We start from the raw sequence: 12,485 nt of genomic DNA, 5'->3' as shown, positions 1-12,485 counted from the left end.
TGCCACCGGTCACCCCGGCAGGTGCTCGCGCAGGTGCGCCAGCAGCAGCCGGACCCGGCGCGAGGGCTGGGCGGTGTTCGGAAACACCGCATACACGCCCTGGCGCGGGAAACGATGGTGGCGCAGGATCGGCAGCAGCCGGCCCTGCGCCAGATCGTCATCGATCAACCACTGCGGCAACACGGTCGCGCCGGCCCCGGCCAGCGCGAAGGCGCGCAGCGTGGAGGCGTTGTCGACCGTGACCACCGCATGGGCGGGGTTGCAGGCAAACAGCGCGGTGCTCCCATCGGGGGCCACCAGCGGCAGGTCCGCCAGGCGCGGATACCCCAACCGTGGCAGCGTGCGGATCCAGTCCGGATCGTCGCGTGCCGCATCGTCGGGCAACGTGGACAACAATGACGGTGAGGCGACCGCGCACAGCGCGTGCTCGTCCAGCAGGGTCGCGCGCAGCTGCGAGTCCTGCAGGCGCCCCAGCCGGATCGCCAGATCGAACCGCTCGGGGATCAGGTCCGCCGGCGCCGGTGAGGTCGACAGGTGCAGGCGCAGCTCGGGATGCAGGGCGCGGAACGATTCCAGCACCGGCACGACCCGGGCGATCGCATACTCCGGCGTGGTGGTCAGCCGCAGCGTGCCACGCAGCTGCAGCTGTTCGCTGCGGGCCTCCTCGATCGCCAGCTCGGCAGTCGCCAGCAGGGCGGTGCAGTGCTGGTAGAAGCGTTCGCCGGCCTCGGTCAACGCCAGGCTGCGGGTATTGCGCACCAGCAGGGTCACGCCCAGTTCCTGCTCCAGCCGCTTGAGATTGAAGCTCACCACTGCCCGGCTCTGGCCGAGGCGCTCCGCGGCCGCGGTCAGGCTGCCGGCATCGACAATCGCCTTGAAGGTTTCGAAGCGGTCCAGGCTGACCATGGCTGCCGTGTCTGTCAAAAATGGTTTGACAGTCTTGCACTCGATTGCCCGTATATCCAGCCGCTGGCAACGCGCATGCTGCCGCCTTGCAATCGGAGCGCGCCATGACCTACCGGGCGAAAGTGGAAACGTTGTACCTGCTGGGATTCTCGCTGGACCTGGTGAACATGTTCATCGGCACGGTCGCGTATCCGGCCATCGCGACCGACCTGCAGGCCTCCGTGCCGCAGCTGGCGTGGATCGGCAACGCCTACATGCTCGGCCTGACCCTGGTCATTCCGCTCGGCAGCTGGCTCGCGGCACGCCTGGGTGAGCGCCGGCTGCTGTGCGTGTCGCTGGCGCTGTTCACCCTGGGCGCGGTGCTGGCGGGCACCGCCCCCAGCATCGAGTGGCTGATCGGCTGGCGCCTGCTGCAGGGGCTGGGTGGGGGCCTGTTGATTCCGGTCGGGCAGGCGATGGCCTACCGCGAATGCCCACCGGCCGACCGCGCGCGCCTGACCGCCCGGATCATGGCCGTCGCGCTGCTGGTGCCGGCGCTGTCGCCGACCCTGGGGGGCCTGCTGGTGGAGTGGGGCTCGTGGCGGGGCGTGTTGCTGGTCAGTGTGCCGCTGGCCGTGGTGGCCCTGGTGCTGGCGGCCTGCTGGGTGCGTCCGGGTGCGCCGCTGTCCGCGCCAGCGCTGGACCGGCGCGGCCTGCTGCTGGGCTCGATGGGGCTGAGCGTGCTGCTGGTCGCGCTGAGCCTGATCGCCGAACCGGGCCAGCGGCCGGTGGGCGCCGGGCTGCTGGTTGCCGCCGCCGTGGTGCTGTTCCTCTACGCCCGCAGTGCGCGTCGGACCGATCAGCCGGTGCTGCAGTGGTCGCTGCTGCGGCATGCCTCACTGCGGTTGGCGATGCTGGTCTATCTGCTGGTGCCCGGCACCTTCATCGGCACCCAGCTGGTGGCGACGCTGCTGCTGCATCGGCAAGGCTACGGGGCCGCCGCCATCGGTGGCTTCATGTTGCCGTGGGCGATCGCCTCGGCCTGCGCGATTGCCACCACCCGGCACTGGCTGCCACGCATCGGCGCGCGCCCACTCCTGAGCTTCGGCATGGGATGTCAGGCGCTCGGCATCGCGCTGCTGATCGGCGTGCAGGCCGGCCACCCGTGGTTGCCGGTGCTGGCGTTCGCGCTGATGGGGCTGGGTGGCAGCCTGTGCAGCAGCAGTGCGCAGACGCTCGCCTTCCAGGGCCTGGCGGATGCGGAGCTGCTGCCGGGCAGCGCGCTGTGGAACCTCAACCGCCAGCTCAGCTTCTGCCTGGCTGCCGCACTGCTGGCCTGCGTCCTGGCGCTGCTCTCCGCCGTCCTGCCGGCACAGGCATTCACGCTCACCCTGATGCTGGCAGCCGGCATGAGCCTGCTGCCGATCCTGCTGTTGTGGCGCCTGCCGGCGTCCTCCCTTTCCCTGAGAACCTCCCCATGAATGACACGCTTGCCTTCACCGAAATCCATGACCTGCATGTGCTGATCGAAGACTGGTTCACCGGCCGCGCGCCGGTGGCTGCACTGGACGCGCTGCTCGCCCGTTTCAACGACGACTTCAGCATGGTCGGCATCCGTGGCGTGCGCCTGGACAAGCCGGCGCTGGCAGGCTTCTTCGGATCGGCCCATGGCAGCCGGCCAGGCCTGCAGATCACCGTCGATGCCTTGCAGTATCTGCCGTTGGTTGCCAACGCCTGCGCGGTGCGCTACCGCGAAGACCAGAGCGAGGCCGGTGGCGTAGGCCATCGCCGCGAAGCGCTGGCCATCCTGGTGGACAGCGCTGACGGCACGCTGGCCTGGCAGGCTTTGCATGAAACGGCGGTTGGCAGCTGAATGCGCGGAACGGCCAAGGAACAGGCCGATCGGCATCTACCGGGGCAGCGCCCGCAGCGCTAGGCTGCGGGAGTTGCCATCACTGCCGGGAGAGCCCCATGCGTGTGTGTGTATTGCCAGTTGCGCTGTTGAGTCTGATGGTTGCGGCCAGTGTGTCGGCGCAGACCTCGCCGATGACCCCGGACATTCCCGCCAAGGGCTTCGTGACGCCCACGGCGCAGGACAACAATGACAAGCGCGTGGTGATGGTGCCGATGCGTGACGGAACGAAACTCTACACCGTGATCGTGGTGCCCAAGGGCGCCAGGAACGCGCCGATCCTGCTGACCCGCACGCCGTACGATGCCGCCAACCGCGCCAAGCGCATGGATTCGCCGAACATGCGCGACATCCTGCCGCAGGGCGACGAGGTGTTCGTCGATGGCGGGTACATCCGGGTGTTCCAGGACATCCGCGGCAAGTATGGCTCCGAGGGCGATTACGTGATGACCCGGCCGCTGCGCGGGCCGCTCAACAACACCAAGGTCGACCACGCCACCGACGCGTGGGACACCATCGACTGGCTGGTCAAGCACGTGCCCGAGAGCAACGGCAAGGTCGGCATGCTGGGCTCGTCGTATGAAGGCTTCACCGTGGTGATGGCGCTGACCAACCCGCACCCGGCGTTGAAGGTGGCCGCGCCGCAGAGCCCGATGATCGATGGCTGGATGGGCGACGACTGGCTCAACTACGGGGCGTTCCGGCAGGTCAACTTCGGCTACTTCACCGGGCAGCTGGCCAAGCGCGGCAAGGGGCCGTCGATCCCCAGCGTAGGCTACGACGATTACACGACCTTCCTGCGCGCCGGCTCGGCGGGCGACTACGCCAAGGCCAACGGGCTGGACCAGCTGCCGTGGTGGCACAAGTTGATCGAGCATCCGGGCTACGACGCGTTCTGGCAGGAGCAGGCGCTGGACGCGCGCATGGCCAAGACCGAACTGAAGGTGCCCACGATGTGGCTGCAGGGCCTGTGGGACCAGGAAGACATGTGGGGCGCGGTGCACAGCTATGCGGCGATGGAGCCGCGCGACACCGGCAACACGCTGAACTATCTGGTGATGGGCCCGTGGCGGCACAGCCAGGTCAACTATGACGGCAGCAGCCTGGGGCCGTTGAAGTTCGACGGCGATACCGCACTGCAGTTCCGCCGCGATGTGCTCAAACCGTTCTTCGATCAGTACCTGGTCGATGGCGCGCCCAAGGCGCAGACGCCGCCGGTGCTGATCTACAACACCGGCGAGAACCACTGGGACAAGCTGCAGCAGTGGCCGCGCAGCGTGGCGCAGTCCCGGCCGCTGTACCTGCGCGCGGGCGGCAAGCTGTCCTTCGAGGCACCGCAGGCGGGGGAGGCCACGTTCGAAGCCTATGTGTCCGATCCGGCCAAGCCGGTGCCGTTCGTGCCGCGCCCGGTGCGGTTCGCCGACCGCGATATGTGGACCAGCTGGCTGGTGAAGGATCAGCGCTTCGTGGACGGCCGGCCGGACGTGCTGACGTTCGTCAGTGAGCCCTTGACCGAACCGCTGCGGATCGGTGGTGCGCCGCAGGTCAATCTGCAGGCGGCGACGAGCGGCAGCGACAGCGATTGGGTGGTGAAGCTGATCGATGTGTATCCGGACCAGACGCCGTCGACGCCCGAGATGGGCGGGTACGAGCTGTCGGTCTCGATGGCGATCTTCCGTGGCCGGTACCGCGAGAGCTTCAGCGACCCGAAGGCGATCGCGAGCAATCAGGTGCTCGACTACAAGTTCGGCCTGCCGACCGCGAACCATGTGTTCCAGCCGGGTCATCGGGTCATGGTGCAGGTGCAGTCCAGCCTGTTCCCGTTGTATGACCGCAATCCGCAGACGTTCGTGCCGAACATCTACCTGGCCAAGCCGGGCGATTACCAGAAGGCGACGCAGCAGATCTGGCACGCGCCGCAGCAGGCCAGCTTCATTTCGTTGCCGGTGTACTGAGCGGACCCGGCCTGCTTCGCCACGCGGCTGCGCTGGCACGCCGCGTGCGGGGTCGCGCCGGTTGCATTGCATCGTCCCTGGACAGGCGGTAGCGTGCAGCTCCGCTTTGTACGATGTGACCGATGAAAAGGATGTTCGTGGTAGCCGCGCTGGCGTCGTTGGCAGGCGGCGCGCAGGCGCAGTCGTTCACCGTGCTGGGCAACAGCTTCGGCGCCGAGGCGCTGGTGTCCGTCGATGGCCGCCTGCTGGTTCCGCCCAATGGCGCGCGCATGCAGCGCCTGTCCGCCGACCGTTGGATGCGCGCGCAGCACACGACCACGCCGCAACAGTGGTATGACGATGCAGGCCGGCTGCTGCGCGAGGACCGCGGCTACACCGAGTACCAGGAACGGTTCGTGCTGCGCCAGGCCGCCCCCGGGGATCCGTTGTGGAAGGCGTTCATCAAGCCGGACGGAGACCCCACCGGCGGTTGGGGCGTGGTCGATGCGCTGGGCCAGGTGCGCCTGCCTGCACTGGACGATGGCGAGTGGGTGCCGTTGGCGGTGCCCGATCGCGTGCTGTGGAATCCCCGACGTGGTCCGCTTCGCTTCCATGACCTGCACGGGCGCCCGGTCATGGAACTGGACGAGCGCCAGTTCCAGTGGGTCGCCGGACCGTTCGCCGGCCGCCCTGTGTATGTGGCCTGCAGTGTCCAGGTGCCTGAGCACTGCAACGTGCTGGATGAAGACGGCACGACGCTGTTCTCCGATGACATCGACGCACTGCTGCCGGTCAGCGACGGTGGCTGGTGGCTGCGTCAGGGCGAGCTTTGGCGGCGCGTGGATGCACAGGGCAGGGCGACCGACATCGCGCGCTACCAGCAGGATGGTCTGTATCCCCGTTACCGACAATACGGCGGCACCGCAGGGCGGCGCGACTGGCCCGAGCAGGTCCATCGGCATGCCACCGGCAGCCCCGACGACACGCCCGAGCCCGGCTGGCTGATGGCCGACGGACACTTTGCCGCACAGCGTGGCAACGTCCGCCTGGACTACTGTGGTGGCCGCTGGCAGGTATTGGACGAGGAGGGCGCCCACCCGCCCGCCGCCGCCCCGGCCGCGCTGGCAGTGGTGCTCGACGAACCCGATGCCGAACAGCGGCAGGCACCGCCGTGGCGCGTGCGCCACCCCACCGATACCGAGACCGCAGCGGTACTGGACTGCGATGGCAAGGTGATATTCGCGCCCTCAGGCGTGACCCGGCTCGATGCCGTTGGCAGCGGATTGCTGGGAAGGTTCGGCGACGAGTCCTCACCCCGGCTGTGGTGGGATGGCCGCACGGCCTACACGGTGCCTGCCGAGATGGCCATCGACGAAAACCACGTCACCCCGCCGTTGCTGTTGCTCCGGGAGCAGGGCGCCGGCGTCAACCACCTGTACAACCTCGCGCGTGGCCGCATCGTGGGTCGTCCCTTCGAAGCTGTGGTGCGCATGGATGCTGACCGCGTGGTATTCCGCCGGGACGGGAAGCTGGGCATGATGCTGGCCGATGGCGGCGAACCGGTGCCGCCAGAGAGCTTCGATATCCTGCCCTGGGGCACGGACCGCACCTGGACGCGCCGCTATCTGGACGGGGGCGATGAGGAACTGGTCCTGCTGGATGCCCACCACCAGGTGCTGCTGCGGCGACGCCTGCTGTTCAGTGGTGTGGAACTGAAGTCCACCTGGCAGGGCGATGTGGAAAGCCAGCCGCTGACGCAGTTGAATCTCGGGACGATGCGCTTTGCCGATGGCGAGTACTTCGTCCAGCAATGGCTGGACCGCAACGGACAGGTGCTGCTCAGTGACATCAGCTGTCCGGCACCCGGCAATGGCCCGCCCTCGAAGGGGAAGGGTGTGCTGCTCGGGCGCGGGTGGCGCGTGGACAGTGTGCCCACGCGCCCCTGCAAGCTGCCCCGGGCGCTGCTGCCGGTGCTTGCCGGCGGCGATGTGACCGATGCGATGCGCGCCCGCTAACGGCGCGCGGATCAGCCGGAAACGCTGGGGTAATCGGTGTAGCCGTGCGCACCGCCGCCGTACAGCGTGTCCTGATCCAGATCGGACAACGCCACGCCCAGACGGAAGCGCTCGACCAGGTCCGGGTTGGCGATATAGGGCCGACCGAAGGCGATCATGTCGGCATAGCCGGACGCCACCGCTGCTTCCGCGCGTGCCTGGTCATAGCCGTTGTTGGCGATCCAGGCACCGGTGAATTTGGCGCGCAGGGCGGCATAGTCGAAGGCGATGTTGTCGCGCGGGCCGCCGGTCGCCCCTTCGATCACATGGATGAAAGCAAGCGGGCCGATGGCCTCCAGGCGTTCGACGGCACGTTCGAACAGCGGCTGCGGATTGGAGTCGGCGGCATCGTTGGCCGGCGTCACCGGCGACAGGCGCACACCGGTGCGTTCGGCGCCGATTTCCGAGGCGATCGCACGGACCACTTCATCGAGCAGGCGGGTGCGGTTCTCGATGCTGCCACCGTATTCGTCGGTGCGCTGGTTGCTGCCATCGCGGAGGAACTGGTCGATCAGGTAGCCGTTGGCGGCATGCACTTCCACGCCGTCGAAGCCGGCGGTGATCGCGTTGCGCGCGGCCTGCCGGAAGTCCTGGATCAGGCCGGGAATTTCGTCCAGGCGCAGGGCACGCGGCTCGGAGACATCTTCAAACCCGTTGGCGGTGAACGTCTTGGTGTTGGCACGCAGTGCACTCGGTGCGACCGGGACTTCGCCCTCGGGCAGCAGGCTGGTGTGCGAGATGCGGCCGACGTGCCACAGCTGCAGCACGATCTTGCCGCCGCGTGCATGCACCGCATCGGTGACCTTTTTCCAGGCGTCGATCTGCGCCTGGCTGTAGATGCCGGGGGTGTCGAGGTAGCCCTGGCCCATCGGGCTGATCTGGGTGGCCTCGGCGATGATCAGGCCGGCGCTGGCGCGCTGCTCGTAATACTGGATCGCAAGCGGATTGGGGATGCGGTCGTGGATCGCGCGGTTGCGCGTCAGCGGTGCCATCGCGACGCGGTTGGCGACGTCGATGGCCCCCAGACGGGTGGGGGAGAACAACTGGCCGTCACTGGACTCTGTCATGGGTTTACCTTGGGGGAGGGCTGCCGCCATTGGCGGATGAAAGATGGGAGGTGGACATACGACCCCGAGCATAGGCCCGGGTGCGTTGCAGCGATGGGAAGGATTGTTGCGGAGCACGCTGTGCACGTTCTGTAACGTTTTCGCGGCGTATGGTTGAGGCATGGGCAGGCATGGCCCGCAGCCTTTTTCCAACACGATGAACAACGCGATGATTGATTATCAGCTCAAGGGAAAGGTCGCCATCGTCACCGGCGGCGTCTCGGGCATCGGCCTGGCCGTGGCCGAACTGCTGGCCGATTCCGGCGCGGCGGTGGCGGTCTGGGATCTCAAGGCCGACGCTGTCGAAAAGACGGCCGCGGCGCTGCGCGGGAAAGGCGTGAAGTCGATCGGCATCGCGTTGAACGTCACCGACGAGCAGGCGGTGGAGGCGGCGGTGAAGCGGACGGTGCAGGAGCTTGGCGGCCTGGACATCGCGGTGAACAACGCCGGCATCGGCGGGCCGTCGGCCACCAGTGGCGACTATCCCGTGGAGGGCTGGAAGAACGTCATCGACGTCAATCTCACCAGCGTGTTCCTGTGCCAACGCGCGCAGATCCAGGCGATGCGCAGCGCGGGCAAGGGCGGCAGCATCATCAACATGGCCTCCATCCTCGGCCAGGTCGGGTTCAACAATTCAGCGGCCTATGTCGCGGCCAAGCACGGCGTGGTCGGATTGACCCAGACGGCCGCGTGGGAGCACGCCGCTGACAGCATCCGCATCAACGCGGTTGGCCCCGGCTTCATTGCCACGCCGCTGCTGGACAAGATGGACCCGAAGGTGAAGCAGGCGCTGGAAAGCAAGCATGCGCTGGGACGCCTGGGCAAGCCGGAAGAAGTCGCCGCGCTGGTGGCCTGGCTGGCCAGCGCCGATGCGGGCTTTGCGACCGGCACGTACTACGCCATCGATGGCGGTTACCTGGCGCAGTAAGCCCTGCGACGGTAGGCTCACCGTGGCCTGCCGTTGGCTTCACGGTGCCCAGACGCCCCTGTCTGCGACGCTCCCTCCATCGCCGGATGAGAGACGCTGATGGGACTGGAACAAGATCTATCGATCCTGCTGCGGATCGCCGTGGCCATGCTGCTGGGCGCCACGCTCGGCATCGAGCGCGAGATGGGCAAGCACGCCGCCGGTCTGCGCACGCACATGCTCATCGCGGGGGCCGCGGCCCTCATCGTCGGCCTGGGTGACAGCATCGCCGAGCACTTCCAGGAGGAGCGCTACCGCGACCTCCTGCAGGTCGACCCGGTGCGTCTGATCGAAGCAGTGGTGGCCTGCGTCGGCTTCGTTGCTGCCGGCACGATCCTGCGGGGCTCGCGCGACGACCAGGTCAGCGGCCTGACCACCGCCAGCTCGCTGATCATGGCCGCCGCGATCGGTATCGCGGTCGGCATCGGCGAGTACGTGATCGCCGTTGGCGTGAGTGTGCTGTGCCTGATCGTGCTGGTGGTGTTCAGCCGTATCGCCAAGAAGCTGGAGTCGTCATGAGCAGCGAACGTCCCTTCGAGATCCAACGCATCGATCACGTTGTGCTGCGCGTGCAGGATCTTCCGCGTGCCGTGCGTTTCTACTGCGACATCCTCGGCTGCACGGTCGCGCGCGAGCGGCCCTCACTGGGCATGGTGCATCTGCATGCCGGCGAGTCGCTGATCGATCTGATCAGTGTCGATGGTCCTCTGGGGCTGAAAGGTGGCGCGGCACCGGGGCGGGAAGGACGCAATGTCGAGCATGTCTGCCTGCGCGTGGAGCCGTTCGATGCCGAACAGGTGCGGCTGCATCTGCAGGGGCACCAGGTGGAGGTGACCGGTCCGGCCGAGCGCAACTACGGCGCGGAGGGCGATGGGCTGTCGCTGCGCCTGCGCGACCCCGACGGCAACTCGGTCGAGCTCAAGGGGCGCTCCAGCGACTGCGGCTGCTAAATGGTAATACCAATAAGCGAGCCTAGACCTATGGTCTAATAGGCTCGCCCTGCGTTTGGCGTTTCAATGCGGGCAGTTGCAACGGGCGTTCCAATTATTGGTCATACCAATAAAGCCGGTTGAGCGTTCCCGGCTCGCGCGGTACTGACCGCGCGGACCCCTGTCCGTCTTGATGAGATCCGCCGATGCAGGCCTGGCAACAACTGTATGACCCCGCTGGCAACCTCTGGCTGTCCAGCCTGATCGCGCTGCTGCCGATCGCCTTCTTCTTCGTCGCGCTGGCTGTGCTGCGCATGAAAGGCTGGCTCGCCGGCACGATCACCGTCGCCATCGCGCTGGCGGTGGCGCTGCTGTTCTACCGGATGCCGCTGTCGCAGGCGTTCGCGGCGGCGGGCTATGGCTTCGTGTACGGCTTGTGGCCGATTGCCTGGATCATTCTGGGCGCCGTGTTCCTGTACAAGGTCTCGGTCAAGACCGGTCAGTTCGATATCATCCGCGCCTCGATCCTCTCGGTCACCGAAGACCAGCGCCTGCAGATGCTGATGGTCGGGTTCGCGTTCGGCGCGTTCCTGGAAGGGGCGGCCGGCTTCGGTGCCCCGGTGGCGATCACCGCCGCGCTGCTGGTCGGGCTGGGTTTCAAGCCGCTGTATGCGGCCGGGCTGTGCCTGATCGTCAACACGGCGCCGGTGGCCTTCGGCGCGATGGGCATTCCGATCATCGTGGCCGGGCAGGTGACCGGGCTGGATGCCTTCGAGATCGGCCAGATGGCCGGACGCCAGCTGCCGTTCCTGACCATCATCGTGCTGTTCTGGATCATGGCGATCATGGATGGCTGGCGCGGTGTCAAGGAAACCTGGCCGGCGGTGCTGGTGGCCGGCGGTTCGTTTGCCATCGCGCAATACCTGACCTCCAACTTCATCGGTCCGGAGCTGCCGGACATCACCGCCTCGCTGACCTCGCTGGTGTGTCTGACCCTGTTCCTGCGCAGGTGGACACCGGTGCGGATCTTCCGCTTCGATACCGAAACCAGCGCCGAGGCGGCTGCCCAGGCACGGGAGGCCCCGCGTTACTCCGCCGGCCAGATCGTCAAGGCGTGGTCGCCGTTCCTGATCCTGACCGCGATGGTCACGATCTGGAGCGTCAAGCCGTTCAAGGCGCTGTTCGCGGCCGGCGGCGCGCTGGAACACTGGGTGCTGAAGATTCCGGTGCCGTCGCTGGATCAACTGGTGCAGAAAATGCCGCCGATCGTGCCGGTGCCAACCGGTTACGAGGCGGTGTACAAGTTCGATGCCGTCTCGGCCACCGGCACCGCGATCATGCTCGGCGCGGTGATCGCGATCGTGCTGCTGAAGATGCGCCCGGCCGCGGCGCTGCGCACGTTCGGCGAAACCGCCAACGAGCTCAAGGTCCCGATCTACTCGATCGGCATGGTGCTGGCCTTTGCCTTCATCGCCAACTACTCCGGGCTGTCGGCGACGCTGGCACTGGCCCTGGCGCATACCGGCAAGGCGTTCACGTTCTTCTCGCCGTTCCTGGGCTGGCTGGGCGTGTTCCTGACCGGCTCGGATACCTCGTCCAATGCGCTGTTCTCGGCGCTGCAGGCGACCACGGCCCAGCAGATCGGCGTGTCCGAGGTGCTGCTGGTCGCGGCCAATACCACCGGTGGCGTGACCGGCAAGATGATCTCGCCGCAGTCGATCGCGATTGCCTGCGCGGCGGTCGGCCTGGCCGGCAAGGAGTCGGACCTGTTCCGCTTCACGGTCAAGCACAGCCTGATCTTCACCGTGATGGTCGGCATCATCACCACGGTGCAGGCCTACTGGCTCACCTGGATGATTCCCTGAGCCCATGCGCGGCGTCCCGGCCACCGGCATCGACCCCATCGCCCGCCACGCGGGCGACAATGGCGCCATGAAGAACGAACGCCTGTCCGACAAGGTGGCCGCGCAGCTGCGTGGTCTGATCCGTGAGCAGAACCTGCAGCCCGGCGACCGCCTGCCGGCCGAGCGGCCCCTGGCGGTGCAGCTGGGGGTCTCGCGCACGGCGCTGCGCGAGGCGATCGCGCAGCTGGCCAGCCAGGGCCTGCTGAGCGCGCGCGTCGGCGGCGGCACCTACGTGAGCGAGCCGGCGGCCCGCGCCCGGCAGACCATCGATGAGCCCTTGATGCCGTACCTGCCGCTGTTCCAGGGCGACCCGGAATACCGCTTTGACGTACTGGAAATCCGGCACGCGCTGGAAGGGGCGACCGCCTGGCATGCGGCGCTGCGGGCCACCGACGTGGACCGCGCCAGGATCCGCGAGGCCTTCGAGACCATGATGGCCGCGCACGGCAAGGACGATCCGGCCGGCGAGGCGCAGGCCGATGCGGCCTTCCACCTGGCCATCGCCGAGGCCTCGCACAACCTGGTGCTGCTGCAGGTCATGCGCGGCCTGTTCGAGCTGCTGCAGACCAACATCTCGCAGAGCCGCGAGAAGCTCTATACCTCCGCCCGCACCTTCGAGCCGCTGTCGGCCCAGCACCGCGAGATGATGGACGGTGTGCTTTCCGGCGACCCCGAACGCGCGCGTGCCGCCGCGCACGCGCACCTGGAATTCGTGCACACCTCCCTGCGCACGCTCGACGACAACGAAGCCCGCCGCGCCCGCGCGTCACGGCTTCCTTCTTCCCACGGTTGAC

The 12,485-nt window shown here is 67.5% G+C and carries 11 protein-coding genes; 9 read left to right on the top strand and 2 right to left on the bottom strand.

Annotated features, from left to right (window positions below; translation table 11 throughout):
* Window positions 1-9: 9 nt before the first annotated feature.
* A complete protein-coding gene (locus ABE434_RS00955; RefSeq protein ID WP_176988711.1) occupies window positions 10-906 on the bottom strand; it encodes a LysR family transcriptional regulator in 897 nt (298 codons plus the stop codon).
* A 104-nt stretch (window positions 907-1,010) separates the two neighbouring features.
* Between ABE434_RS00955 and ABE434_RS00950 the strand changes: the two genes are divergently transcribed.
* From ABE434_RS00950 to ABE434_RS00935, 4 genes are all read left to right on the top strand, one after another.
* Window positions 1,011-2,366 carry an MFS transporter gene (locus tag ABE434_RS00950; RefSeq protein WP_346477466.1) on the top strand — a complete coding sequence of 452 codons (1,356 nt, stop codon included), beginning with the start codon at window positions 1,011-1,013 and terminating at the stop codon, window positions 2,364-2,366.
* Window positions 2,363-2,758: a hypothetical protein gene (locus ABE434_RS00945; protein WP_346477465.1), complete on the top strand. Its 396-nt coding sequence runs from the start codon at window positions 2,363-2,365 to the stop codon at window positions 2,756-2,758. The genes ABE434_RS00950 and ABE434_RS00945 overlap by 4 nt, the downstream gene beginning before the upstream one ends.
* A gap of 98 nt (window positions 2,759-2,856) precedes the next feature.
* A complete protein-coding gene (locus tag ABE434_RS00940) occupies window positions 2,857-4,752 on the top strand; it encodes a CocE/NonD family hydrolase (RefSeq protein ID WP_346477464.1) in 1,896 nt (631 codons plus the stop codon).
* A 122-nt stretch (window positions 4,753-4,874) separates the two neighbouring features.
* The gene (locus tag ABE434_RS00935) at window positions 4,875-6,746 is read left to right on the top strand and encodes a hypothetical protein (protein ID WP_346477463.1); all 1,872 of its coding nucleotides are present in this window, start codon (window positions 4,875-4,877) and stop codon (window positions 6,744-6,746) included.
* 11 nt (window positions 6,747-6,757) lie between these two features.
* On the opposite strand, the gene ABE434_RS00930 is transcribed toward ABE434_RS00935, so the two are convergent.
* The gene (locus ABE434_RS00930; protein ID WP_346477462.1) at window positions 6,758-7,852 is read right to left on the bottom strand and encodes an alkene reductase; all 1,095 of its coding nucleotides are present in this window, start codon (window positions 7,850-7,852) and stop codon (window positions 6,758-6,760) included.
* A 208-nt stretch (window positions 7,853-8,060) separates the two neighbouring features.
* On the opposite strand from ABE434_RS00930, the gene ABE434_RS00925 reads away from it, so the two are divergent.
* The 5 genes from ABE434_RS00925 (at window position 8,061) to lldR (ending at window position 12,484) form a co-directional block, all read left to right on the top strand.
* On the top strand, window positions 8,061-8,819 hold the full coding sequence (locus ABE434_RS00925; protein WP_346477461.1) for an SDR family NAD(P)-dependent oxidoreductase: 759 nt from the start codon (window positions 8,061-8,063) through the stop codon (window positions 8,817-8,819).
* Window positions 8,820-8,918: 99 nt separating this feature from the next.
* On the top strand, window positions 8,919-9,377 hold the full coding sequence (locus ABE434_RS00920; protein ID WP_121037036.1) for an MgtC/SapB family protein: 459 nt from the start codon (window positions 8,919-8,921) through the stop codon (window positions 9,375-9,377).
* Window positions 9,374-9,808 (top strand): VOC family protein, encoded by a 435-nt coding sequence (locus ABE434_RS00915; RefSeq protein ID WP_346477460.1) that lies wholly within the window; start codon window positions 9,374-9,376, stop codon window positions 9,806-9,808. Before ABE434_RS00920 ends, ABE434_RS00915 begins: the two co-directional genes overlap by 4 nt.
* Window positions 9,809-9,993: 185 nt before the next feature.
* Window positions 9,994-11,652 (top strand): L-lactate permease, encoded by a 1,659-nt coding sequence (lldP, locus tag ABE434_RS00910; protein ID WP_176988719.1) that lies wholly within the window; start codon window positions 9,994-9,996, stop codon window positions 11,650-11,652.
* A gap of 67 nt (window positions 11,653-11,719) precedes the next feature.
* Window positions 11,720-12,484, top strand: coding sequence for a transcriptional regulator LldR (gene lldR / locus ABE434_RS00905; protein WP_346477687.1), 765 nt, complete (start codon window positions 11,720-11,722; stop codon window positions 12,482-12,484).
* The last annotated feature ends 1 nt before the right edge of the window (window position 12,485 follow it).

Origin of the sequence: Stenotrophomonas sp. TWI1183 (genome assembly GCF_039673115.1) — a bacterium.
Classification (GTDB): Bacteria; Pseudomonadota; Gammaproteobacteria; order Xanthomonadales; family Xanthomonadaceae; genus Stenotrophomonas; species Stenotrophomonas maltophilia_AA.
The sequence above is the reverse complement of the archived record's forward strand: the minus strand, read 5'-3'. Positions and strand labels throughout refer to the sequence as shown.